24 protein-coding genes are annotated in these 22869 nt (G+C 59.9%); 13 read left to right on the forward strand and 11 right to left on the reverse strand.

Annotated elements, in window-relative coordinates:
- The first annotated feature begins 70 nt into the window (after positions 1 to 70).
- Positions 71 to 1015, forward strand: a complete 945-nt coding sequence (locus DTA24_RS15055; protein WP_123836920.1) for an L-lactate dehydrogenase — start codon at positions 71 to 73, stop codon at positions 1013 to 1015.
- A gap of 14 nt (positions 1016 to 1029) precedes the next feature.
- Here the strand turns inward: DTA24_RS15055 and DTA24_RS15060 are convergent, their stop codons facing one another.
- Genes DTA24_RS15060 through dtnK form a run of 3 tightly spaced genes read right to left on the reverse strand, consistent with a single transcriptional unit; the run spans position 1030 to position 4007 of the window.
- Positions 1030 to 1791 (reverse strand): DeoR/GlpR family DNA-binding transcription regulator, encoded by a 762-nt coding sequence (locus tag DTA24_RS15060; protein WP_123836921.1) that lies wholly within the window; start codon positions 1789 to 1791, stop codon positions 1030 to 1032.
- Position 1792: 1 nt separating this feature from the next.
- Positions 1793 to 2779, reverse strand: coding sequence for a D-threonate 4-phosphate dehydrogenase (locus DTA24_RS15065; protein ID WP_012541770.1), 987 nt, complete (start codon positions 2777 to 2779; stop codon positions 1793 to 1795).
- Entirely contained in the window at positions 2772 to 4007 is a 1236-nt protein-coding gene (dtnK, locus tag DTA24_RS15070) for a D-threonate kinase (protein ID WP_008804956.1), read from the reverse strand. Before dtnK ends, DTA24_RS15065 begins: the two co-directional genes overlap by 8 nt.
- A gap of 175 nt (positions 4008 to 4182) precedes the next feature.
- On the opposite strand from dtnK, the gene DTA24_RS15075 reads away from it, so the two are divergent.
- The 6 genes from DTA24_RS15075 (at position 4183) to DTA24_RS15100 (ending at position 10029) form a co-directional block, all read left to right on the forward strand.
- A complete protein-coding gene (locus tag DTA24_RS15075) occupies positions 4183 to 5331 on the forward strand; it encodes an iron-containing alcohol dehydrogenase (RefSeq protein ID WP_123836922.1) in 1149 nt (382 codons plus the stop codon).
- Positions 5332 to 5344: 13 nt separating this feature from the next.
- Complete coding sequence (locus DTA24_RS15080) at positions 5345 to 6229, forward strand: dihydrodipicolinate synthase family protein (RefSeq protein WP_008804958.1); 885 nt, start codon at positions 5345 to 5347, stop codon at positions 6227 to 6229.
- 76 nt (positions 6230 to 6305) lie between these two features.
- Positions 6306 to 7715 (forward strand): sodium:solute symporter family protein, encoded by a 1410-nt coding sequence (locus DTA24_RS15085; RefSeq protein ID WP_004151621.1) that lies wholly within the window; start codon positions 6306 to 6308, stop codon positions 7713 to 7715.
- 3 nt (positions 7716 to 7718) lie between these two features.
- Complete coding sequence (locus tag DTA24_RS15090) at positions 7719 to 8885, forward strand: sialidase family protein (protein ID WP_016160991.1); 1167 nt, start codon at positions 7719 to 7721, stop codon at positions 8883 to 8885.
- Positions 8882 to 9355 carry a YhcH/YjgK/YiaL family protein gene (locus DTA24_RS15095; protein ID WP_008804960.1) on the forward strand — a complete coding sequence of 158 codons (474 nt, stop codon included), beginning with the start codon at positions 8882 to 8884 and terminating at the stop codon, positions 9353 to 9355. Before DTA24_RS15090 ends, DTA24_RS15095 begins: the two co-directional genes overlap by 4 nt.
- Positions 9352 to 10029 carry an SDR family NAD(P)-dependent oxidoreductase gene (locus DTA24_RS15100; protein ID WP_123836923.1) on the forward strand — a complete coding sequence of 226 codons (678 nt, stop codon included), beginning with the start codon at positions 9352 to 9354 and terminating at the stop codon, positions 10027 to 10029. The genes DTA24_RS15095 and DTA24_RS15100 overlap by 4 nt, the downstream gene beginning before the upstream one ends.
- 63 nt (positions 10030 to 10092) lie before the next feature.
- On the opposite strand, the gene DTA24_RS15105 is transcribed toward DTA24_RS15100, so the two are convergent.
- Complete coding sequence (locus DTA24_RS15105) at positions 10093 to 10884, reverse strand: PhzF family phenazine biosynthesis protein (RefSeq protein WP_012968269.1); 792 nt, start codon at positions 10882 to 10884, stop codon at positions 10093 to 10095.
- 201 nt (positions 10885 to 11085) lie between these two features.
- Between DTA24_RS15105 and DTA24_RS15110 the strand changes: the two genes are divergently transcribed.
- Positions 11086 to 12285 (forward strand): sugar transporter, encoded by a 1200-nt coding sequence (locus DTA24_RS15110; protein WP_032735546.1) that lies wholly within the window; start codon positions 11086 to 11088, stop codon positions 12283 to 12285.
- A 70-nt stretch (positions 12286 to 12355) separates the two neighbouring features.
- On the opposite strand, the gene DTA24_RS15115 is transcribed toward DTA24_RS15110, so the two are convergent.
- A complete protein-coding gene (locus DTA24_RS15115; RefSeq protein WP_002904403.1) occupies positions 12356 to 13024 on the reverse strand; it encodes a MarC family NAAT transporter in 669 nt (222 codons plus the stop codon).
- Between the two features lie 261 nt (positions 13025 to 13285).
- Between DTA24_RS15115 and marR the strand changes: the two genes are divergently transcribed.
- The 3 genes from marR to marB are packed head-to-tail and all read left to right on the forward strand — an operon-like array spanning position 13286 to position 14373.
- Complete coding sequence (marR, locus tag DTA24_RS15120; RefSeq protein ID WP_008804963.1) at positions 13286 to 13720, forward strand: multiple antibiotic resistance transcriptional regulator MarR; 435 nt, start codon at positions 13286 to 13288, stop codon at positions 13718 to 13720.
- A 19-nt stretch (positions 13721 to 13739) separates the two neighbouring features.
- The gene (marA, locus tag DTA24_RS15125; RefSeq protein ID WP_002904397.1) at positions 13740 to 14114 is read left to right on the forward strand and encodes an MDR efflux pump AcrAB transcriptional activator MarA; all 375 of its coding nucleotides are present in this window, start codon (positions 13740 to 13742) and stop codon (positions 14112 to 14114) included.
- 40 nt (positions 14115 to 14154) lie between these two features.
- The gene (gene marB / locus DTA24_RS15130; protein WP_008804964.1) at positions 14155 to 14373 is read left to right on the forward strand and encodes a multiple antibiotic resistance protein MarB; all 219 of its coding nucleotides are present in this window, start codon (positions 14155 to 14157) and stop codon (positions 14371 to 14373) included.
- A 46-nt stretch (positions 14374 to 14419) separates the two neighbouring features.
- On the opposite strand, the gene eamA is transcribed toward marB, so the two are convergent.
- Entirely contained in the window at positions 14420 to 15319 is a 900-nt protein-coding gene (eamA, locus tag DTA24_RS15135; protein ID WP_008804965.1) for an O-acetylserine/cysteine exporter, read from the reverse strand.
- A gap of 194 nt (positions 15320 to 15513) precedes the next feature.
- Between eamA and ydeE the strand changes: the two genes are divergently transcribed.
- Positions 15514 to 16707: an efflux MFS transporter YdeE gene (gene ydeE, locus DTA24_RS15140; protein ID WP_012968270.1), complete on the forward strand. Its 1194-nt coding sequence runs from the start codon at positions 15514 to 15516 to the stop codon at positions 16705 to 16707.
- A gap of 129 nt (positions 16708 to 16836) precedes the next feature.
- Positions 16837 to 17319: a helix-turn-helix domain-containing protein gene (locus tag DTA24_RS15145; protein WP_123836924.1), complete on the forward strand. Its 483-nt coding sequence runs from the start codon at positions 16837 to 16839 to the stop codon at positions 17317 to 17319.
- A gap of 35 nt (positions 17320 to 17354) precedes the next feature.
- Here DTA24_RS15145 and urtE read toward each other — a convergent pair whose 3' ends face one another.
- The 5 genes from urtE to urtA form a co-directional block, all read right to left on the reverse strand.
- Positions 17355 to 18053 carry an urea ABC transporter ATP-binding subunit UrtE gene (gene urtE, locus DTA24_RS15150; protein ID WP_032730312.1) on the reverse strand — a complete coding sequence of 233 codons (699 nt, stop codon included), beginning with the start codon at positions 18051 to 18053 and terminating at the stop codon, positions 17355 to 17357.
- 9 nt (positions 18054 to 18062) lie between these two features.
- Positions 18063 to 18860 carry an urea ABC transporter ATP-binding protein UrtD gene (gene urtD, locus DTA24_RS15155; protein WP_002904321.1) on the reverse strand — a complete coding sequence of 266 codons (798 nt, stop codon included), beginning with the start codon at positions 18858 to 18860 and terminating at the stop codon, positions 18063 to 18065.
- A complete protein-coding gene (urtC, locus tag DTA24_RS15160; RefSeq protein WP_123836925.1) occupies positions 18860 to 19933 on the reverse strand; it encodes an urea ABC transporter permease subunit UrtC in 1074 nt (357 codons plus the stop codon). Before urtC ends, urtD begins: the two co-directional genes overlap by 1 nt.
- Complete coding sequence (gene urtB / locus DTA24_RS15165; RefSeq protein WP_080835232.1) at positions 19933 to 21507, reverse strand: urea ABC transporter permease subunit UrtB; 1575 nt, start codon at positions 21505 to 21507, stop codon at positions 19933 to 19935. Before urtB ends, urtC begins: the two co-directional genes overlap by 1 nt.
- Positions 21508 to 21568: 61 nt before the next feature.
- A complete protein-coding gene (gene urtA / locus DTA24_RS15170; RefSeq protein WP_012968272.1) occupies positions 21569 to 22840 on the reverse strand; it encodes an urea ABC transporter substrate-binding protein in 1272 nt (423 codons plus the stop codon).
- Positions 22841 to 22869: the final 29 nt, after the last annotated feature.

Below are 22869 nucleotides of genomic sequence, written 5' to 3' on the forward strand. Positions count from 1 at the left end.
CCCACCTCTTGCGCTAACTCGCTGAAACACAGTAATTTTATCCCCTGCCGTTCGTACTTGAGATCTGAATATGCACACCAAAGCCCGTAAAGTGATGATTATTGGCGCCGGCAATGTCGGCGCGTCGGCGGCCTACGCCCTCCTCAACCAGAGCATTTGCGAGGAGCTGATCCTCGTCGACCTTAACCAACAGCGCGCCGAGGCCCATGCCCAGGATCTCAGCGATGCCGCGGCCTATCTGCCGGGGATGATGACCATCTCCACCCGGGAAGCCAGCGACTGCGCTGATGTCGATATCGCGGTGATCACCGTTTCCGGCGGTGCGCTGCGCCCCGGTCAGAGTCGGCTGGATGAACTGACCACGACGGCGAAGATTGTGAAGAGCATTGTGCCGACGATGATGGCCAACGGGTTTAACGGCATCTTTCTGGTGGCCACCAACCCCTGCGACATCATCACCTGGCAGGTATGGCAGCTCTCTGGCCTGCCGCGCAGTCAGGTGCTGGGCACCGGGGTCTGGCTGGATACCACCCGCCTGCGTCGCCTGCTGGCGCAGGAGCTGGATATTGGCGCCCAGAGCATCGACGCCTTTATCCTCGGCGAGCATGGCGATACCCAGTTTCCGGTATGGTCACACTCCTCGGTGTATGGCTCGCCGATCGCCGACCTCTACCAGCAGCGCACCGGGCACCCGCTCAACCGCGAGGCAATGGCCGAAAAAGTACGAAAGCTGGGGTTTGAGATCTACGCGGGTAAAGGCTGCACTGAATATGGCGTGGCAGGCACCATCGCCGAGATCTGCCGCAATATCTTCACCGGCAGCCACCGCGCGCTGGCGGTCTCCTGCATTCTTGACGGTGAATACGGGGTCAGCGGCGCGGCGGCTGGGGTGCCGGCGGTGCTGGCCCAGGGTGGCGTGGAGCAGATTATTGAACTGCAGCTGGCCGCCGAGGAGCAGGCGAAGTTCAGTCAGTCGATAACAGTGATCAAGGCCAATATCGCCCGTCTGCCCTGACGGCAGCCTGCAAGTCAGTTGGCAATGATCAGCTGTGGGGAAAGGGTCACCAGCGCCTCGCGGGTCGCCTCCGGCAGATGGGCGTCGGTGACGATATCGGTCAACGACTCCAGCGGGGCAATATTGAACAGTGACCAGGCGCCGTATTTGGAGCTGTCCGCCAGCAGGATGCGCCGCCGGGCATTAGCCATCAGATCACGTTTCAGGGCAGCCTTCTCCTCCGTTGGGGCGGTGATCCCCTTCTCGAGGTCCCAGCCGTTGCAACTGACGAAGGCAAGGTCCGGCCAGATGGTCTGCAGCAGGCGGCGGCCGTGATCGCCGATGCACGACTGGCTGCTGTCATCGATGCGCCCGCCGATAATCGTCACTTCTATCTGCTTAAATTCCGACAAAAAAAGCGCGATATGTAAATCACTGGTGATCACCCGCAGCGGCAGATGGGTGATCTGCCGCGCCAGCTCAATCATGGTGGTGCCGGCGTCAAGCACAATCGCGTCGCCGGCCTTCACCAGCGCGGCCGCCGCGCTGGCGATAGCCTGCTTTTCCAGCGGACTGCGCTGGGCTTTCTCCAGCGTCGTCGGCTGGGAAGGAATAAACCGGTTCAGCGTCACCCCGCCATGTGTACGGCTGATCACCCCTTCCTGATCGAGTTTGATCAGGTCGCGACGAATGGTGGCCGGCGAGGCGTTGGTCGCCGCCACCAGCTGGTCGACTGTCACCAGATTATGGCTTTTCAGGAAGTCCATAATCTGCTCTAACCGGTTATATCCCTTCATGTTATTCCTGCGCGATGTGCATGGCGAGCTCAATGGAGGTTGCCATGCTCTCAGACTTCGCTTTACCTGTCCAGGCAATATCAAACGCGGTGCCATGATCCGCTGAGGTACGGATAAACGGCAGCCCGGCGGTGATATTCACCCCATCATAGAACCCGAGCAGCTTCAGCGGGATATGCCCCTGATCGTGGTACATCGCCACCACCATGTCGTACATACCTTCATGACACTGCATAAACACCGTGTCCGGTGGACAGGGGCCGGTGACCTCTATCCCCTGCGCCTGCATGGCGGCGACCGCCGGGGCGACGATGCGGATCTCTTCATCGCCAAACAGGCCGTTCTCCCCGGCGTGCGGGTTAACGCCGGCAACCGCTATGCGCGGACGCTGATAGCCAACGCGGCGCAAAAACCGATCCGCCACGCCAATCACCGTCTCGATTCGCGGCTGGTTGAGGGTATCGAGGAACTGGCGCAGGGCGATATGGGTGGTGATATGGATAACCTTGAGCTTCTCGGTATAGAGCACCATGGCGTAATCGGTGGTCTGCGTCAGGTGGGCCAGCAGTTCGGTATGGCCGGGGAAAGCGTGCCCGGCGAGATGCAGCGCCTCTTTATTTAGCGGCGCGGTAGCGATGGCCGCGACCGCGCCGTCCAGCGCCAGCGCGGTCGCCCGCCTGATGCAGCGAAACGCGAGGTCCCCTGCCTGGGCCTGAACTTCGCCAGGGCGCAGCCCCTGCGGGTCGCTGAGCGGTTCATCAATAACGTTGATGGTCGCTGGGGAAAAACTCGCCTCGGCGGGATGGTCAATGATGCGCAGCTCCGCCCGCGGCGTAATATTCAGCGCCAGGATCCGCCGCAGCGTCTGCGCGCAGCCCACCACCACCACCGGCGCGCCGCTCAGCGCCCCTTCGGCGAGGGATTTGATAATAATCTCCGGACCAATCCCTGCCGGGTCGCCCATTGTCACTGCAATCATGTTAGACACTCAGTTTCTCCTCAATAAAATTCACAACATTTAACAGCGTAGTGTCGGTGCCGAATCCCCCTGCTTTGGTCATCACCGGCCGTGACCAGCGACCGCCGAGAAAGTGCCCGTAAGGCACACACTGCGCCACCCGCCCACGGATCTGAAATCCGGTGGCGCCGAGCGCGTGCGCGACGGCGATGGCTACATCGCCGCCAGAGAGGTACAGGGCGCCCGGTGGGCACAGCGCCACCGCCTGCGCCGTGACGTCGGCAAGCCAGGCGCAGATGTGCTCCCCGTAGGCTGCGCGGCTGAGACCGCGTTCGTTACACTGGGCTTCAATCCCGTGCCGGGCGGCGTTATTCGGGCGGGTGGTCACCACGCAGTGATGACCCTCACGCAGCACCTCGGCGATCCGCGAGGCTTCCTCCTTCGGCGATCTGCTAAAGGCCTGTTCGACATCTATTTCGATCTTTCTCACTCGGGAATGAGCCTGCAGCGCAGCGACCTGGCGCTGCGCCATCTCGCTCATCGAACCAACCAGCGCCAGTAGCGGCCCCTGCTCGCAGCGGCGCAGGCGGCGCGCCAGCGCCTCGCAAAGTCCCGCCGAGCCGACCAGCAGGGTCTCCCGCGCATGGGGTGCAACGGCGTCGATCACCTGGTCCAGATGGCTGTCTTCCCAGGCGTCGACAATCAACACTCGCTTCTCCTCGCCCGCCGTCGCTAATGCCTCCGGAAGCTGGGCAGCGTTCAACGTCAGACAGGGAAGACGGCTCTGCATGGCGATAATTTCGCTAATCTCCGCCCGGCTCACGGGCGTTTTCGGATCGCTGGCAAATTCGGTCTGATCGAGGGCCACCCCATGCACATAGCAGCGCCCGTCCCGGGTATGCCGCCCGGCCGCCGGATACGCCGGGGCCACCACCGCCAGCCGGCAGCCGTGCGCCGCCATCATTGCCTCCAGTTCGCCGCCAAGGTTGCCGCGCAGCGTGGAGTCGATCTTCTTTACCTGCCAGTGCGGGACAAATCTTGCCGCGCCGCGCAGCAGACCGGTGACCTTGTCCGCCGCGGCGGCGGCGCTCATTGCCCGGCTGTCGCTGTTGAGAATTAACGCCCGGGCGGTTGATGGTTGCCCGGCGCTGAAGGCCACTTCCACCGACATGCCCGCCTCCGCGAGGCTGACACCGGCGTCATTGGCTCCCGTAAAGTCATCTGCCAGCACCAGCACCTGGTTATTACCATCGTTCATTGTTCTGCCTTGTGGTCGATGAAAATCTGAAACTGATTATATTCAATCATATTTGATTAAATGTGAGCAAGCTCAAGTTATTAAACTGCCGTATAAATTATAACTTTTCCCCACCAGACGAGTGACACGATTCATGAATGATTGAATTCAATCAATTACTACCAAGGAGAAACGCGTGGCGACGATACACAGCACAATCATCAGCGGGGCGGGCGCCTCAACGGCCCTGCTCCCGCTGTTGTCAGGTAAAACCCGCATCCTGCTGGTGACCGACCAGAACGTTGGCGCGCTGGAAGCGACCCGGGCGATCCATCGCCTGCTGGCGGCCGAAGGGCGTCAGGTTGAGGTCATTGACACAGTACCGGCAGAGCCCAGCCATCGCGATGTGGCGCAGATTGTCAGCCAACTGGGCGCCAGTCAGCCCCAGATGATCGTGGGCATCGGCGGGGGGAGCGTACTGGATGTGGCGAAACTGCTCTCGGTGCTCCTGCATACTGAGGCGCCCTCTCTGACGGCCATGCTGGCAGGCGAGTTGCCGCAACGACGGATTAGCTCATTGTTGATCCCGGCCACCGCCGGCACCGGCTCCGAAGCGACGCCGAACGCCATTCTGGCGATCCCCGAGCAGCAGACCAAAGTGGGGATCATCTCCCCGGTGCTGCTGCCGGACTATGTCGCCCTGCTGCCGGAGCTGACCACCAGCATGCCGGCCAGCATCGCGGCGTCGACCGGCATCGATGCCCTGTGTCATCTGCTGGAGTGCTTTACCTCCACCGTCGCCAATCCGGTGAGCGACAACGCGGCGTTAATCGGTTTACACAAGCTGGTGCGGCATATCGAACGCTCGGTGGATCAGCCGCAGGATCTGACGGCGAAGCTGGAGATGCTCTGGGCCTCGTGGTACGGCGGCGCGGCGATCAACCATGCCGGCACCCATCTGGTGCATGCGCTCTCCTATCCGCTTGGCGGTACCTGGCACCTGCCGCACGGGGTGGCTAACGCCATTCTGCTGGCGCCCTGCATGCGGGTGGTCCGCCCCTACGCGGTGGCAAAATTCGCTCAGGTCTGGGATCTGATCCCCGACGCAGATCGCACGCTCAGTGAGGAAGAGAAATCCCATGCGCTGGTCGCGTGGCTGGCGGCGCTGGTGAAACGACTGCCCCTGCCGGACAACCTGGCCGCGCTCGGCGTGCCCAGGGAGAGCATCCCTGCTCTCAGCGCAGCGGCGCAAAACGTCAAGCGCCTGATGAACAACGCCCCCTGCAGCGTCAGCCGCGAAGAGATTGCGGCTATCTATCAAACGCTGTTTCCAGAACATGCCTAACAGGAGAAAGAAAATGAGGAGAGCCATTAGCGGCGTACTCACCGCCATCGTCACCCCTTTTACCGCCGAGGGAGCCCTTAACCTGCCAGCGCTACGCCAGCAGGTGCAGCGCCAGCTCGCCGCAGGCAACGGGATTTTCTGCGGCGGCACCAATGGCGAGTTTTTTGTCCTCAATGAGGAGGAGAAGATCGCCGTCGCCAGAACCTGCGTGGAAGAAGCCGCCGGACGCGCGCCGGTGGTAGCGCATATCGGGGAGATTTCCACCCGTGAGACTCGCCGGCTGGGCCAGCAGATCGCCCGCCTCGGGGTTGACGCGGTATCGGCCATTACCCCGTGGTTCGTACCCTTGAAGCAGGAAGAGCTGATTAACCACTATACGGCGATCGCCGACGCGCTGAGCGTCCCGCTTTTTCTTTATAACATTCCCGCCCGCACCGGGAACACCATTGCTCCGGAGACGGCACGCCAGCTGGCCCGACACGAGAATATCGTCGGCATTAAGGACAGCGCCGGCAGCTACGATAGCCTGAAAGGCTTTCTTGACGCGGTACGCGACATTGACGGTTTCGACGTTCTGAACGGGCCGGACTCCCTTATCCATCAGGGGTATGTCGACGGCTGTTCGGCCTGCATCTCAGGGCTTGCCAACGTCGCCCCCGCTGAAATCAACGCGATCTGGTCGCTGTTTCACGCCGGAGATATCGCCGGATCGCGCCAGGCGCAGGAGCGCGTGACGGGCCTGCGCACCGATCTGTATAAGGTGGCGTTCTCACCCGCGGCAGTGAAAAAAGCCCTGCAACTGATGGGTCATGAGGTGGGCGACAGCCGCTACGCGGTGCAGTTCAGTGACCAACAGCTGCAGCAGATACGCGACATCATCGCTCGTTATTTAGCGTAATACTTGCTGCGCTTTTTTAATAAAACAGACCGGGTACCGCCGTGCCCAGGATTCGTACGCCCAGAGAGAGGCTAAGATGAATCATTTTACCGCTGAAGATACCTTTATTATTGTCGGCATTGTTATTGCCTATATTCTGTTTACCACCTGGCTGACATTCCGTATTCGTAGTAAAAATTCCGGGGATTTTATGGAAGGCTCGCGCGCCATGCCGGCCTTTATTGTCGGTATATTACTGATGTCAGAATATATTGGCGCCAAATCGACCATCGGTACTGCCCAGGCCGCCTTTGAGAGCGGAATTGCCGCCTCGTGGTCCGTGCTGGGGGCAGCCATCGGCTTTCCGCTGTTCGGTTTAATCCTGGTGAAACGCATCTATAACACCGGAAAAATCACCATTTCCGGCGCCATCGCTGAAAAATATGGCAACAGTACCAAAAATATTATCTCCCTGATTATGATTTATGCGCTGCTGCTGGTTAACGTGGGTAACTACGTCAGCGGTGCCGCAGCCATCTCCACCGTATTAAAAGTGAATTTACCGGTAGCCGCCTTTATTACCGCCATTGTGAGTACCTTTTATTTCGCGTTCGGCGGCATGAAGGGCGTCGCCTGGGTCACCATGTTACACAGCGCGTTAAAATACGCCGGTCTGCTGATCATTCTGGGTTTTGCCCTGTCCAAAACCGGCGGCTTCTCGCCGATGATGGAGAAGATGCCGGATTATTACTGGACATGGGATGGCAACATTGGTGCTGGCACGATCTTCGCCTGGCTCATCGGCACTATCGGCTCCATTTTTTGCACCCAGTTTGTCATTCAGGCCATTAGCTCAACCAAAGACGTTCGTTCAGCGAAACGCTCCACCTGGATCGCCTTCTTTTTCTGCCTGCCTATCGCCTTTGCCATCGCCATTATCGGCGTCGCGGCGAAATACCTGCATCCCGAGATCAACAGCCTGTATGCCCTCCCGGTCTTTCTGCAGGACATGAACCCGTGGCTGGCAGGTCTGGTGACAACGTCACTTGTGGCATCGATTTTCGTCAGCGTAAGTACCGTAGCCCTGGCCATTGCCTCGCTGGTGGTGAAGGATTTTTACGTACCATGGCGCAACCCAACGCCGGACCAGGAGTTCAGAGCCACACGCTGGGCGTCGCTAATTATCGGCTTCCTGCCGCTGATCTTTGTGCTGCTGGTACCGGAGGTGCTGAAACTCTCCTTCTTTACCCGCGCCATTCGCCTCTCCATTACCGTGGTGGCGGTCATCGCCTTCTATGCCCCCTTCTTCAGAAGCACTCGGGGCGCGAATGCCGGCCTGATCGGCGCCTGTGTGGTGACGTCCGTCTGGTATTTACTCGGCGACCCGTTCGGCATCAATAACATGTATGTCGCCCTGGCAACCCCGGCCATCATCATGGTGATTGACCGCCTGATCCCAAATAAATCACAACCATCCCCCGCCCCAGTTGAGCAACGTGGAGTATAAAACATGACCGTAATTCCGCCTTTTGACGGCGTCATTCGCCAACACCAGCAAGATGAACACATCGCATGGGCAATGCTTCCCTGCGCCTGCCCGCAGAACCATGCCGCCAATCTGCTGCCGCTGGATGACGGCAGCCTGATGTGCGTCTGGTTTGGCGGCTCCCAGGAGGGAAAAGCCGATATCTCTATCTGGGGATCGCGGTTAGCCCCCGGCAGTGACCGCTGGAGTGAGGCAGTCAAGCTATCTGATGATCCAGACCGCTCAGAACAAAACCCGGTGCTATTTCAGGCGCCCGATAACGTGCTGTGGCTGTTGTGGACAGCGCAATTTGCCGGAAACCAGGATACCGCCATTGTGCGCTACCGCCTCTCCCACGATGGCGGACGAAGCTGGGGGGCCATCGATACGCTGCTGGATCAACCGGGTACCTTTATTCGCCAGCCAATAAGCGTTATGTCTGACGGCAACTGGCTGCTGCCGGTCTTTTACTGCCGTACCGAACCCGGCGAGAAATGGGTGGGTAACAATGACGTCAGCGCGGTGAAGATCTCTTCAGACTGCGGAAAAAGCTGGCGTGACGTGGCGGTCCCGGAGAGCCTGGGTTGTGTCCATATGAGTATCACTCCGCTTCCGGACGGCAGACTGGCAGCCTTCTTCCGCAGCCGCTGGGCGGATCATATCTGGTTCAGCCAGTCCAGCGACCAGGGAGAGAGCTGGTCTGCGCCGGTACCGACGACGCTTCCGAACAACAACTCGTCCATTCAGGCGACCACCCTGGACAATGGCGAACTGGCGCTGGTGTTCAATAATATGAGCGCCGCCGGCGCCACGGAACGCCGCGCCTCGCTGTATGATGAAATTGCTGACGACGATGGCCGAAGGGAGCCGGAAGCGACCGGGAAAAGCGCCTTCTGGGGCGCACCACGCGCGCCGATGACCGTCGCTATTTCAGCCGATGGTGGTGAAAGCTGGCCGTGGCTGCGCAATCTCGATGAGGGTGACGGCTACTGCATGACCAATAATTCGGAGCAGAAGCTGAACCGGGAGTTCTCCTACCCCAGCATCAAACAGGGAGCAGACGGTAATTTGCATATCGCCTACACCTGGTATCGCCAGGCGATCAAGTATGTTCGTGTCTCGCCACAGTGGGTAAAAGGAGAAAGCGCATGATTATCGGTAATCTGCAGGCGCTGCAGCAGGCTGGTCTGCCGCCGGCGTTAAAGCAGCTATTGAGCAGCGAGGCCTGTTCGCTGGCTGCCCTCAGTGCCAGAGAGAATGGCCGCTTCCAGCCCGACGGTGCGCCGTGGTTCTGCACCCTCAGCGTGGTGCAAACCCAGCCTGCGGCCGAGCGGCATACGGAATATCATCGCCAGTGGGCGGATATTCAGGTCATCCTGGCCGGCGAGGAGCGGATCCAGGCGGGCATGGCTCCCGCGATGCGCCCGGAAGATAATGAGCTTAAGCCCGACCTCTATATATGTCAGCCAGCCCCGGAGAGTGTCTCTATTCTGCTGCGTCCCGGCGACTTCGCGGTCTTTTACCCCGGCGAACCGCACCAGGCGCTGTGTGCGGTTTCGACGCCAGCGCCGGTCAGAAAGGCGGTATTCAAAATCCCCGCTGAGATGCTGGAGGCGCGATGAAGCGGGCAATGGTAACCGGGGCCAGCTCCGGGATCGGCGCCGCAGTGGTGAGGCAGTTGCTGGCGGACGGCTGGCAGGTGATCGGCATGAGCCGTTCGCTGCCGCCCTTCTCACAGCCGAACTTTCGCCATCTGATGGTCGACGTCAGCCAACGCAGCGCGCTGCTGGCGGCGCTGGAGCAGATTGAGCCCCCGCAGGCCATCATTCACGCCGCGGGTTCAATGGCGGCCGCCACTCTGGGCAATCTGGACCCTCAGCGCAGCGAGTCGCTGTGGCGTTTACACGTCGATGCTGCTCAGACATTGGTCAATCACTTCGCCCCGACCATGGGGCCAGGCGGGAGGATCGTTCTGCTGGGAAGCCGTACCTCACGAGGCGCCGCTGGTCGCTCGCAGTATGCGGCCACCAAAGCCGCGCTGGTCGCTCTCGCCAGTAGCTGGGCGGCAGAACTGGCGCCTGCCGGGGTGACGGTCAACGTCGTGGCTCCCGGGGCAACCGATACGCCGATGCTTCATCAGCCAGGCAGAGAAAGTTCCCCGCCGCGGCTTCCGCCGCTTGGGCGACTCATTACTCCGCAGGAAGTGGTCTCTCTGGTGAGCTGGTTGCTGAGCGAGGGCGCATCGGCGATGACCGGACAGGAGCTGGTGATGTGTGGCGGCGCATCGCTGGGCTGATGCTATGTCGCCCCGGGGAGCGGAAGTAGATTACCGCTCCCCGGGGCGACGCGGTGGCGATGATTAACGCAGGTAAACCGTTCCGCGCAGATAGGTGGTGGCCTGGCCGCTAATCAGCACCCTGTCGCCCTGCCACTGGCAGCGCAGGTCGCCGCCGCGGGCGGAAACCTGGCGCGCCATCATGGTGGTTTTCCCCAGCTTTTCGCCCCACCAGGGGATCAGCATGCTGTGGGCGGAGCCGGTCACCGGATCCTCTGGCACCCCTTCTCCCGGGCAGAAGAAGCGGCTGACAAAGTCATACTCCTCATCCGGCGCGCTGACGCAGATCATTTTGCCGAGCTTCTGCAGACGTGCCATATCGGTCTGCACCGCTTCAACCTGCTGGCGATCCGCCAGCACGACCAGATAATCACGCCCTTCCCGCACCTCGACGGCAGACTCAAGCCCCAGTCCGGCCAGCAGATCCGCCGGCGGGTTGTCCACCGGGGTGGTCGTCCACGCCGGGAAGTCGAGCGTCAGCCAGTCGCCGCTGCGGGTCACCCGCAGTTCACCGACAAAACGGGTGCTGAAGGTAATCGTCGCCGAGGGATGGTCAAGATACTCGAAAATAACATGCGCCGTCGCCAGGGTGGCGTGGCCGCAGAGGTTGATCTCGCCCAGCGTGGTAAACCAGCGCAGCTCATAGCCTTCGTCGGTGTGGACGAAAAACGCCGTTTCGGACTGGTTATGCTGTTGGGCCATTTTCAGCAATACATCGTCCGCTAACCACTCGCTGAGCGGGCAAACGGCCGCGGCATTACCGCCAAAGTTTTTATCGCTGAAGGCATCGACCAGATAAAATTGAATTTCCTGCATACACTGTCCTTACTTTTTTTACTTTCCTTCAACATGACATAAAAGCGCTCCCCTGACACTATCCATAGCAAAATTAATTGCTTAACCGCGGCCAGCCACTTGCATCGAAATGAGATGCAGATCACAAAATGATTGTCTTTTCGCCAGTAATCGTTTTAAGATCACCGTCACATCTTCCCTTGAATCACCCGTCCAGAGCTTATGACTACGAATACGGTCTCACGCAAGGTAGCGTGGCTACGTGTCGTGACGTTGGCCATCGCCGCGTTTATTTTTAACACCACAGAATTCGCCCCTGTCGGTCTGCTGTCCGATATTGCCGGCAGCTTCGGCATGGAAACCGCCCAGGTGGGCATGATGCTCACCATTTATGCGTGGGTGGTGGCGCTGATGTCGCTGCCGTTTATGCTGCTGACCAGCAAAATAGAGCGCCGGCGGCTGCTCATCGGCCTGTTTATTCTGTTTATTGCCAGCCACGTTCTGTCGTTTTTTGCGTGGAGTTTTGACGTCCTGGTGATTAGCCGCATTGGCATCGCTTTTGCGCATGCGGTTTTCTGGTCGATTACCTCAGCGCTGGCCATCCGTATGGCGCCGCCTGGCAAACGGGCGCAGGCGCTGAGCCTGATCGCCACCGGTACAGCCCTGGCGATGGTGTTCGGTATTCCGATTGGCCGCATCATCGGCCAGTATTTTGGCTGGCGAATGACCTTCCTGGCGATTGGCCTCGGCGCGTTAGCCACCCTTGCCTGTCTGGTAAAACTGCTGCCGACGCTACCGAGCGAACATTCTGGCTCGCTGAAAAGCCTGCCGGTGCTGTTCCGCCGCCCGGCGCTGGTCAGCGTTTATATTCTGACCGTGGTGGTGGTGACCGCCCACTATACCGCCTACAGCTATATCGAGCCCTTTGTCCAGACGGTGGCGGGCCTGAGCGGCAACTTTGCTACCGTGCTGCTGTTGATCCTCGGCGGGGCCGGTATTATCGGCAGCATTCTGTTCGGTAAGCTCGGCAACCAGCACGCTTCCGGGCTGATCAGCATCGCTATCGGCCTGCTGCTGGCCTGCCTGCTGTTGCTGCTGCCTGCCTCGGACAATGCACATCATCTGATGCTGCTCAGTATCTTCTGGGGCGTGGCGATCATGATTATCGGCCTCGGTATGCAGGTAAAAGTGCTGGCTTCCGCGCCGGATGCCACCGACGTCGCCATGTCCCTGTTCTCGGGCATCTTTAATATTGGTATTGGCGCTGGCGCGCTGGTGGGCAGCCAGGTGAGTCTGCATCTGTCGATGGCTTCCATCGGCTACATCGGTGCCATCCCGGCGCTGGCCGCGCTGGTATGGTCTCTGATGATCTTCCGCCGCTGGCCGGTATCGCTGGAAGACCATCAACCGCACCACTCCTGAGTTACCGCGATAAAAAAGCCTGCCGGCATGGCTACCGGCAGGCTGTTGTCTCTCATCCCATCCGGGGCGATCAGGGGTGCCAGGTCGAAATGATCTCCAGCACGCCATTAATAATAAACTGCACGCCCATACAGACCAGCAGGAAGCCCATCAGCCGCGAAATGGCCTCGATGCCGCCTTTGCCTACCAGACGCATAATCGCGCCGGAACTGCGCAGACAAGCCCACAGAATCACCCCTAACAGCAAAAAGATGATCGGCGGCGCCGCCAGTACCACCCACTCCGGGAAGTCCACACCGTGCTTAACGGTCGAGGCGGAGCTAATAATCATCGCAATGGTTCCCGGACCGGCGGTGCTTGGCATCGCCAGCGGCACAAAGGCGATATTGGCGGTCGGTTCATCCTGCAGTTCTTCCGATTTGATCTTCGCTTCCATCGAATCGTGGGCTTTTTGCTGGGGAAACAGCATGCGGAAACCGATAAAGGCTACAATCAATCCCCCGGCGATACGCAGCCCAGGTATTGATATGCCGAATGTATTCATCACCACCTGACCGGCATACCACGACACCATCAGAATGGCGAACACATACACCGATGCCATCAACGCCTGCTTGTTCCGCTCGGCGTTGTTCATATTGCCCGCCAGGCCGAGGAACAGCGCCACGGTTGTGAGTGGGTTTGCCAGCGGTAAAAGCACCGCCAGGCCAAGCCCTATTGCTTTAAACAAATCGAACATAGTTAATTAAAGTCCCGTTAATATTCATTTTTTAAGTATTGTTTCGTTCCGTGAGTATACCGGCTTCGACACTTTCGCCGCCAGCCTGCTGATAAACCACTTCCGCTAAAAATTAACAAGCGTTAGCAAAACCACAAACAGTGACCCACGTCAGATTTTTTTATTTTAGCAAATCGTGGCATCGGCCAATTCATAATGTTGACTTATGATTGCCTGGGCAATAGTATCACCTGCAACTAATTACTTGCCTGGGCAACCATCATGAAAAGTACCAGCGACCTGTTTAATGAAATGATCCCGTTGGGCCGCTTGATCCAGATGGTTAACCAGAAAAAAGATCGCCTGCTCAACGACTACCTCTCACCCATGGATATTACCGCGACCCAGTTTCGCGTGCTCTGTTCCATTCGTTGCGAGGTATGTATTACCCCCGTTGAGCTGAAAACCGTGCTTTCCGTCGACCCGGGCGCGATGACGCGTATGCTCGACCGCCTGGCGTGCAAAGGCTGGATTGAACGGTTACCCAACCCCGCTGACAAGCGCGGCGTGCTGGTGCAGTTGACACCGGACGGCGCAGCCCTTTGCGAGCAGTGTCATCAGGTTGTGGGTCAGAAGTTACACCAGGAGTTAACAAAAAATCTGTCGGCGGACGAAGTCGTCGCGCTTGAGCAACTACTCAAGAAGGTCCTGCCGTAAAATAAGAAGAGGTAAGATGATGTCCAGACGTAATAATGACGCCATCACTATCCATAGTATTTTGTCGTGGATCGAGGATAACCTGGAATCGCCCCTGTCGCTGGAAAAAGTGTCTGAGCGTTCAGGTTACTCCAAGTGGCACCTGCAACGTATGTTTAAGAAAGAGACCGGCCATTCCCTCGGCCAGTACATCCGCAGCCGCAAGCTGACGGAGATTGCGCAAAAGCTCAAGCAGAGCAATGAGCCCATTTTGTACCTGGCGGAACGCTACGGTTTCGAGTCGCAGCAGACCCTGACGCGAACGTTCAAGAACTATTTCGATGTTCCGCCCCACAAGTATCGCATAACGAATGTACCTGGCGAATCCCGCTATCTGCATCCGCTAAATAACTGATGTTAATCGCCTGTATTATCAAAGACGTATTGAGGAAATCATGAAATTATTCGCTGCCGCAGCTATCGTACTCCTGTCGCTGGTCTCCAGCCTCAGCTATGCGGAGCAAAACACCACGCCGGTGCGTCAAAACCAGCGTGATACAATGATTATCCCTTCGGAACATAACGATTCGCCATTTGATTTCAATCATATGGCGGCTGGCAGTGATAAATCCGACGAACTGGGCGTGCCGTACTACCAGCAGCACGACCTGTGATGCCATTACACGCATAATTGTGTAGCCCCTTCTTCGGGGCTTTTTTTTATCCGCGCGCCATACCCGGCCGCACCAGACGTAAGCCGAAGACGTTAATATAGAGCCCGGCCATAATCAGTACCGCCCCGGTGAGCTGCAGTCCGCTCAGCGTCTCCCCCAGCAACAGCGCAGCGCTGGCCATCCCCACCACCGGCACCAGCAGCGACAGCGGCGCCACCCGCCAGGTCTCATAGCGCCCCAGCAGCGATCCCCAGATACCATAGCCGACGATAGTGGCGATAAATGCCAGATAGAGCAGCGACAGTATCGTCAGCAGATCGATGTGTTGCAGGCTCGCCAGCATGGTCTGCGGGCCATCAATCAGCCATGAGGCCAGCATAAACGGCAGCACCGGGATCAACGCGCTCCACACCACCAGCGACATAATGGGCGGCCGGGCGGCATGCGACATGATTTTCTTGTTGAAGATATTACCGCAGGCCCAGCTGAGCGCCGCCGCCAGGGTCAGCATAAAGCCCACCAGCGGCACATGCTCCCCGCCAAGGCTGCCCTCCACCAGCACCAGCACGCCAAAGATCGCCAGCGCGATCCCCGCCAGTTGCTTGCCCTGCAGACGTTCGCCAAAGACGAAGGCGCCGAGAATGATGGTGAAGAAGGCTTGCGCCTGCAGCACCAGCGATGCCAGCCCGGCAGGCATACCCAGGCCAATAGCGCAGAACAGAAAGGCAAACTGACCAAAGCTAATGGTCAGGCCATAACCCAGCAGCAGGCGCAGCGGGATGGCCGGGCGGGATACAAACAGCAGCGCCGGGAAGGCGACCAGCATAAAGCGCAGCCCCGCCAGCATCAGCGGCGGCATATTGTGTAATCCCAGCTTAATCACCACAAAGTTAAGCCCCCACACCACAACTACCAGCAGCGCCAGTAGTCCATCTTTCCTCGTCATACCCTGCCTCTGTCGTTATTAGAATTTTTGTGAACAAAATCAAAGTAACCAAAAAGCGGCCGCCAGGATAGATCATTATTTTTGGCAGGCCAGGAAGTGCGCCCGGCGACCGGGCTGACCTGTACAAGGCGTAATGAGCGTGTTATTTGTGATCGAAGACGTAAAATTATAACAACATGACAGGCAAGGAAATCATGATCACCACTCTCAGGCGCTCCACCATCGCGCTGCTGGCATCGTCGTTACTGCTAACTATTGGCCGAGGGGCCACACTGCCGTTTATGACTATCTACCTCACCCGACGTTATCAGCTGGATGTCGATGTGATTGGCTACGCGTTGTCGCTGGCGCTGGTGGTCGGCGTGCTGTTCAGCATGGGCTTTGGCATCCTCGCGGATAAGTTCGACAAAAAGCGCTATATGGTGTGGTCAGTGCTGGTGTTTATTCTGGGATTTAGCGCGATACCGCTGGTCAATAACGCTATCCTGGTGGTGATCTTCTTTGCGTTGATCAACTGCGCATACTCGGTGTTTTCCACCGTGCTAAAAGCCTGGTTCGCCGACCGACTGACGCCGGAGAAAAAAGCGCGTATCTTCTCGCTGAACTATACCATCCTCAATATCGGCTGGACCGTTGGGCCGCCCATCGGCACGCTGCTGGTGATGCACAGCATCAATTTGCCGTTCTGGCTGGCGGCCGCCTGCGCCGCCTTTCCATTGGTGTTTATTCAGCTGTTTCTCCAGCGGGAGGTGGCCGCGGCCCAGCCGGGCGCTGTCGCCTGGTCTCCCTCGGTGTTGCTGCATGACCGGGCGCTGCTGTGGTTTACCTGTTCCGGGCTGCTGGCCTCCTTCGTCAGCGGCGCTTTCGCCTCCTGTCTCTCGCAGTATGTGCTGGTGGTCGCCAGCAGTGACTTCGCCGAGAAAGTGGTGGCCGTGGTGCTGCCGGTTAACGCCGCGGTGGTGGTCGCTTTGCAGTACGCGGTTGGCCGGCGGCTGAGCGCCAGAAATATTCGCCCGCTGATGACCTTCGGCACCGTCTGCTTTGTTATCGGCCTCGTGGGCTTTATGTTCTCTGGCGCCAGCCTGTGGGCATGGGGGATCTCGGCGGCGATCTTCACCCTCGGGGAAGTGATTTATGCCCCCGGGGAGTATATGCTGATTGACCATATTGCCCCGCCGGGGATGAAGGCCAGCTACTTCTCCGCCCAGTCGCTGGGGTGGCTGGGCGCGGCATTCAACCCGATGTTCACCGGGATGATCCTCACCCATCTGCCGCACTGGTCGCTTTTTGTCATTCTTATCGTGGCGATTGTCGCCGCCTGGCTGATGATTTTCCGCGGGATGAATGCCCGTCCCTGGCAGCCGGATTGTCCGCTGGCTAACGCCTGACGCCAGCTGGCATGCGGCTGTCGGGTTGATGTCGGGCCGTTGTCGGGTCGCTGTCGTGGTGGCTGGCGGCCCGGTTCACCATACTCCATCACAGGTTTACATCCGCAGAACGTCATGGAGCATACGAATATGAACAGCAACAATCAGGTCAAACAATTACGGCTACAGCGCGCCTGGTCCCAGGAGCAGCTGGCCGAAATGGCGGGTCTCAGCGTCCGCACGATCCAGCGCATTGAGAATGGCGAACGCCCGGGGCTGGAGACCCTCAGCGCCCTTGCCGCGGTCTTTGAGGTCACGGTGGCCGAGATCGGCGGCGAAGCCTCGCGGGAGGGTGCGCCGGGCCCGGAAGCCTCGCTGGATCTGCGCATAGAGGAAGCCAAAGCGCGGGTGCATCAGGAGAGCCGCTTTTTCCGTTCGCTGTCGGTGGCGGTGGTAGTCTGCGTGCTGCTGGCGGTGCTTAACCGCTTCACTAATCCACAGTACTACTGGTCCGGCTGGGTCGCCCTGATCTGGGGCGCCCTGCTGGTGGTGAGAGGATTACGCCTGTTCGTGTTCGGCGAATGGATCAAAAACTGGCGCCTGGCGCGCCTGCAGCGGCTGTTGCGCAAATAGTCCGCAAACCGGCGGCGCGCACGCCGCCGGCCTGGTCAGATGGTCACCATGGCGCGCACGCCGTCGCTCTCCATATCACTGCCCTTGCCCTGCTGGACGATGGCGCCGCGCGACATCACCAGGTAGTGGTCCGCCAGCCCGGCGGCAAAGTCATAGAACTGCTCCACCAGCAGGATCGCCATATCCCCGCGGCTCGCCAGCTGGCGGATCACCTCGCCAATCTCTTTGATAACCGAAGGCTGGATCCCCTCGGTGGGTTCATCAAGGATCAGCAGCTGCGGACGGCTGGCCAGCGCGCGGCCAATCGCCAGCTGTTGCTGTTGACCGCCGGATAAGTCACCGCCCCGCCGCTGCTTCATGGTCTTGAGCACCGGGAAAAGCTGGTAGATCTCCTCCGGCACCTGCTGCGCTTCGCGGGCAGGAAAGCGCGACAGCCCCATCAGCAGGTTTTCTTCCACCGTCAGGCGCGGAAATATCTCGCGCCCCTGGGGAACGTAGGCGACCCCGGCCTGCACCCGCTGGTGCGGTTTGCGATGGGTGATGTTCTGATCCTGCCAGCGTACCTCACCGCTGCGCGCCGGGATCAGCCCCATCAGGCATTTCAGCAGCGTGGTCTTACCGACGCCATTGCGCCCCAGCAGGCAGGTGACTTCGCCCTGACGGGCGGAAAAATCCACCCCACGCAAAATATGGCTGCCGCCGTAGTATTGATGTAGCTGACTCACCTGTAACATTGGCGCTCCTTAACGTCCCAGATAAACTTCAATGACCTGCTCATTGGCCTGCACCTCCCGCAGCGATCCCTCCGCCAGCACCTGGCCCTGATGCAGGACCGTCACCCGGTCGGCGATGGTCTCGACAAATCCCATGTCGTGCTCCACCACCATCAGGGAGTGCTGTCCAGCCAGGGTACGAAACAGCTCCGCCGTATACTCCGTTTCCGCATCGGTCATGCCGGCCGCCGGCTCATCAAGCAGCAGCAGATGCGGCTCCTGCACCAGCAGCATGCCGATCTCAAGGAACTGTTTCTGGCCATGGGACAGCAGACCGGCCTGGCGGTAGCGCTCGCCGTCGAGACGCAGCAGGCGCAGTACCTCATTCAGCCGATCGTCCTGTTCGCTGCTCAGCCGGGCGCGCAGGCTGGCCCACACCGATTTATCACCCTTCATCGCCAGGGCGAGATTTTCCGCCACCGTCAGCGCTTCGAAGACCGTCGGCTTCTGAAACTTGCGCCCGATGCCCTGGCGGGCGATGGCCACCGGGTCAAGAGTGGTCAGATCCACCGACTGGTCATAGAGCGCTTTGCCGCTTTGCGGCCGGGTCTTGCCGGTGATCACATCCATCAGGGTGGTCTTGCCCGCCCCGTTGGGGCCGATCACACAGCGCAGTTCGCCGACGCCTATCGCCAGCGACAGATCCGTCAGCGCCCGGAAACCGTCAAAGCTGACGTTGATATTCTCCAGCTGCAGCACCGGATCGGTTTGTTCGCGAAAGCGATCGCCGGGCAGCTGACGGGTAAACAGTCCTTCATCCGGTTGCATTAGCGGTCTCCTCGACGCAGCAGGCCCATCACTCCGCGGGGTAAAAACAGGGTCACGATGATGAAGATGAGGCCCAGAAACAGCTGCCAGTACTCTGGCATCGCCACGGTGAAAATGCTTTTCGCGCCGTTGACCAGCCCGGCGCCAAGCACCGGGCCGATCAGGGTGCCGCGCCCGCCGAGCGCGACCCAGATGGCGGCCTCGATGGAGTTGGTCGGCGACATTTCGCTGGGGTTGATGATCCCGACCTGCGGGACATATAACGCCCCCGCCAGACCGCAGAGCACCGCCGACAGCGTCCATACCAGCAGCTTGAAGCCGCGCGGGTCGTACCCGCAGAACATCAGCCGGTTTTCGGCGTCACGTACCGCGGTGAGGATCCGGCCAAACTTACTCTGCGCCAGCGCCGAGCCCAGCCACAGGGTCAGCAACAGCAGCAAAACCGTGGCCATAAACAGGGTGGCGCGGGTGCCGGTGGCGGTGACCGGAAAACCCAGCAGCGTGGTAAAACCGGTGAAGCCGTTGTTGCCGCCAAGCCCGGTCTCGTTGCGAAAGAACAGCAGCATACCGGCATAGGTCAGGGCCTGGGTCATGATCGAGAAATAGACCCCTTTGATCTTCGAGCGAAAGGCAAACCAGCCGAAAACCAGGGCCAGCAGACCGGGAACCAGCACCACCAGCGCCATCGCCCAGGCGAAATGCTGCGTGCCCCACCAGAACCAGGGCAGCTCGCTCCATGAGAGAAAAGACATAAACGCCGGCAGACCGTCGCCCGCCGCCTGGCGCATCAGGTACATCCCCATGGCGTACCCGCCGAGGGCAAAGAAGATCCCGTGCCCCAGCGACAGCATACCCGCATAGCCCCAGACCAGATCCAGCGCCACCGCCACAATGGCGTAGCAGAGGATTTTGCCGCTCAGCGTCAGCAGCCAGCTCGGCACCGCCAGCGGATGCGAGGCCGGCAGCAGCGCCAGGAATGGCATACTCAGCAGCCCCAGCACCAGCAGGATCCCCAGCCAGCGCAGAGGCCGCGGCGCGCGCTGCGCCAGCGTTAAGGTGATTGGTTGGCTCATCAGTCAATAACCCTCCCTTTCAGCGCGAACAGACCCTGCGGGCGTTTCTGAATAAACAGAATAATCATCACCAGGATCAGGATTTTGCCCAGCACCGCGCCCATTTGGGGTTCGAGAATTTTGTTGAAAATGCCCAGCCCAAAGGCCGCCGCCACGCTGCCGGCCAGCTGGCCGACGCCGCCCAGCACCACCACCAGAAACGAGTCGATGATGTATCCCTGACCCAGTTCAGGCCCGACGTTGCCAAGCTGCGACAGCGCCACGCCGCCCAGTCCGGCAATACCGGAGCCGAGGCCAAAAGCCAGCATATCCACCCGCCCGGTAGGCACGCCGCAGCAGGCGGCCATCGCCCGGTTCTGCGTCACGGCGCGGACGTTCATCCCCAGACGGGTACGGTTCAGGATGAGCCAGGTAAAACACAGCACCAGCAGGACGAACGCCAGCACCGCCAGCCGATTCCACGGCAGGATCAGGTTCGGCAGGACCTGCACGCCGCCGGAGAGCCAGGCCGGGTTTGCCACCTCCACGTTCTGCGCGCCAAACAGCATCCTCACCAGCTGGATAAGCATCAGGCTGATCCCCCAGGTGGCGAGCAGCGTTTCCAGCGGCCGACCATACAGATGACGAATAATGGTGCGCTCCAGCGCCATGCCGATCCCGGCGGTCACCAGAAACGCCACCGGCAGCGCGACCAGCGGATAAAAGGCCAGCCATTGCGGCGCGAGCTGCGCCAGCGCCTGCTGTACCAGCCAGCAGCTGTAGGCGCCGATCATTAACATCTCACCGTGGGCCATGTTAATCACCCCCAGCAGGCCATAGGTGATCGCCAGCCCCAGCGCGGCCAGCAACAGCACCGATCCCAGCGACAGCCCCATAAAGGCCTGGCCCAGCAGATCGCCGAGCAGCAGACGATGTTTGATCTTTTGCAGGCTGTCGCTGGCCGCCTCGCGCACCGCCGCATCCGGCTCATGCTGGGCATCGGTAAAGGGGATCAGCAGCGCCTGGGTTTCCGGGTCCGCGGAATGGCCAAGCAGCGTCACGGCGGCCAGCCGCGCGCTGGCCTCAGGCTGAGTGAGCTGCAGGCGCGCCAGCGCCACCTCCAGCAGGCCCCGCACATTTTCATCGGTTTCTGCCTGCAGCCGCTGTTGCAGCAGCGCGGCCATGGCCGGGGTCGCTTCCCGCTGAAGCGTGCGCGCGGCGGAAGCTCTCTCCGTGACGTTGTCACTTAAAATAAGGTGGCTGGCCAGCGCGCCGGCAGCCAGATTGCGCAGCCTGTTGGTCAGACGGACCGGTCGGGTTTCGCCCTGCGGCGCGGCGACAGCGCCCAATGGCTGTAATCCGCCCTGTCGGGTGCGGAAAGCATGTTTTCCCTCGTCCATCACCAGGCTCTCGGTGGTCAACGCCCGCAGCAGCGGCAGACGATCCGCCTGCGGCGCTGCCGCCCACTGGGTCAACAGCTGCGCCTGCTGGCTGCGACTGGCGGCAACGAAGTCGTCCGCCTCCGCGGCCTGCGCCCGCCATGGTAGCAGGATCAGCAGTAGCGCCAACACATTCATGAGACGCAATGCGTTCATGTCGTTCTCCTCTGGTCAGCGGCCGACGGGCGCTATGCTCCAGCCCCGCCGGCCCTGGCGCTTACTGGCTGACGGTTTTCACCGGATGGTCAGGTTTCTTATCGTTACCGGGGATCCACGGACTCCACGGCTGCGCGCGGACGGGTTTATCGGTTTGCCAGACCACGTTGAACTGACCGTTGCCTTCAATTTCACCGATCATCACCGGCTTATGCAGATGATGGTTAGTGGCATCCATGGTCAGGGTAAAACCGGACGGCGCGTTGAAGGTCTGCCCGGCCATCGCCTCGCGCACTTTATCGACATCGGTGGTGCCCGCTTTGGTCACCGCCTGCGCCCACATATGCAGACCCACCCAGGTCGCTTCCATCGGATCGTTGGTCACCACCGTATCGGCATTCGGCAGCTTGTGCGCTTTGGCGTACGCGCGATAGTCGGCGACGAAGGCTTTGTTGGTCGGATTATCGACGGACTCAAAGTAGTTCCATGCCGCGAGGTTGCCGACCAGCGGTTTGGTATCGATGCCGCGCAGCTCTTCTTCCCCTACCGAGAAGGCCACCACCGGCACATCGGTCGCTTTCAGACCCTGGTTAGCCAGCTCTTTGTAGAACGGCACATTGGAATCGCCATTGATGGTGGAGACCACCGCCGTTTTGCCACCGGCGGAGAATTTTTTGATATTGGCGACGATGGTCTGGTAATCGCTGTAGCCGAACGGGGTGTAGACCTCCTCGATATCTTTGTCCTGGATCCCTTTGGCATGCAGGAAGGCGCGGAGGATCTTGTTGGTGGTGCGCGGATAGACGTAGTCCGTCCCCAGCAGGAAGAAACGTTTGGCGCCGCCGCCATCCTCACTTAGCAAGTATTCCACCGCCGGGATAGCCTGCTGGTTAGGCGCCGCGCCGGTATAGAAGACGTTGGGGGACATCTCTTCCCCTTCATACTGAACCGGGTAGAACAGCAGGCCGTTCAGCTCCTCAAACACCGGCAGCACCGATTTACGTGAGACCGACGTCCAGCAGCCAAACACCACCGCCACTTTATCCTGGGCCAGCAGCTGGCGTGCCTTCTCGGCAAACAGCGGCCAGTTGGAGGCCGGGTCGACCACCACCGGCTCCAGCTTCTTGCCCAGTACCCCGCCTTTGGCGTTGATGTCGTCGATGGCCATCAGCGCGACGTCCTTCAGCGGCGTTTCGGAAATCGCCATCGTCCCGGAGAGCGAATGCATGATCCCGACTTTGATGGTGTCGGCGGCATAGGCCTGGAATGAAAGACCCATAGCCATTACAGAGGCGGAGAGTGCAAAAGCTTTTAATAACGTTCTACGTTGCATGATTCACTCCTGAGTAGCGCAAAAATAAA

The sequence above is a fragment of the Klebsiella sp. P1CD1 genome, from assembly GCF_003790505.1.
Lineage (GTDB): Bacteria > Pseudomonadota > Gammaproteobacteria > Enterobacterales > Enterobacteriaceae > Klebsiella > Klebsiella variicola.

Excerpts from the sequence above, each read along its gene's own strand:
- urtD (WP_002904321.1), bottom strand. The coding sequence starts at position 18,860 with ATGCAACCGGATGAAGGACTGTTTACCCGTCAGCTGCCCGGCGATCGC.
- dtnK (WP_008804956.1), bottom strand. The coding sequence starts at position 4,007 with ATGAACGATGGTAATAACCAGGTGCTGGTGCTGGCAGATGACTTTACG.
- DTA24_RS15110 (WP_032735546.1), top strand. The coding sequence starts at position 11,086 with ATGACTACGAATACGGTCTCACGCAAGGTAGCGTGGCTACGTGTCGTG.
- DTA24_RS15085 (WP_004151621.1), top strand. The coding sequence starts at position 6,306 with ATGAATCATTTTACCGCTGAAGATACCTTTATTATTGTCGGCATTGTT.
- urtB (WP_080835232.1), bottom strand. The coding sequence starts at position 21,507 with ATGAACGCATTGCGTCTCATGAATGTGTTGGCGCTACTGCTGATCCTG.
- eamA (WP_008804965.1), bottom strand. The coding sequence starts at position 15,319 with ATGACGAGGAAAGATGGACTACTGGCGCTGCTGGTAGTTGTGGTGTGG.
- DTA24_RS15100 (WP_123836923.1), top strand. The coding sequence starts at position 9,352 with ATGAAGCGGGCAATGGTAACCGGGGCCAGCTCCGGGATCGGCGCCGCA.
- DTA24_RS15055 (WP_123836920.1), top strand. The coding sequence starts at position 71 with ATGCACACCAAAGCCCGTAAAGTGATGATTATTGGCGCCGGCAATGTC.
- marR (WP_008804963.1), top strand. The coding sequence starts at position 13,286 with ATGAAAAGTACCAGCGACCTGTTTAATGAAATGATCCCGTTGGGCCGC.
- DTA24_RS15080 (WP_008804958.1), top strand. The coding sequence starts at position 5,345 with ATGAGGAGAGCCATTAGCGGCGTACTCACCGCCATCGTCACCCCTTTT.
- urtC (WP_123836925.1), bottom strand. The coding sequence starts at position 19,933 with ATGAGCCAACCAATCACCTTAACGCTGGCGCAGCGCGCGCCGCGGCCT.
- DTA24_RS15060 (WP_123836921.1), bottom strand. The coding sequence starts at position 1,791 with ATGAAGGGATATAACCGGTTAGAGCAGATTATGGACTTCCTGAAAAGC.
- urtA (WP_012968272.1), bottom strand. The coding sequence starts at position 22,840 with ATGCAACGTAGAACGTTATTAAAAGCTTTTGCACTCTCCGCCTCTGTA.
- DTA24_RS15105 (WP_012968269.1), bottom strand. The coding sequence starts at position 10,884 with ATGCAGGAAATTCAATTTTATCTGGTCGATGCCTTCAGCGATAAAAAC.
- urtE (WP_032730312.1), bottom strand. The coding sequence starts at position 18,053 with ATGTTACAGGTGAGTCAGCTACATCAATACTACGGCGGCAGCCATATT.
- DTA24_RS15095 (WP_008804960.1), top strand. The coding sequence starts at position 8,882 with ATGATTATCGGTAATCTGCAGGCGCTGCAGCAGGCTGGTCTGCCGCCG.
- DTA24_RS15115 (WP_002904403.1), bottom strand. The coding sequence starts at position 13,024 with ATGTTCGATTTGTTTAAAGCAATAGGGCTTGGCCTGGCGGTGCTTTTA.
- DTA24_RS15090 (WP_016160991.1), top strand. The coding sequence starts at position 7,719 with ATGACCGTAATTCCGCCTTTTGACGGCGTCATTCGCCAACACCAGCAA.
- marB (WP_008804964.1), top strand. The coding sequence starts at position 14,155 with ATGAAATTATTCGCTGCCGCAGCTATCGTACTCCTGTCGCTGGTCTCC.
- ydeE (WP_012968270.1), top strand. The coding sequence starts at position 15,514 with ATGATCACCACTCTCAGGCGCTCCACCATCGCGCTGCTGGCATCGTCG.
- marA (WP_002904397.1), top strand. The coding sequence starts at position 13,740 with ATGTCCAGACGTAATAATGACGCCATCACTATCCATAGTATTTTGTCG.
- DTA24_RS15145 (WP_123836924.1), top strand. The coding sequence starts at position 16,837 with ATGAACAGCAACAATCAGGTCAAACAATTACGGCTACAGCGCGCCTGG.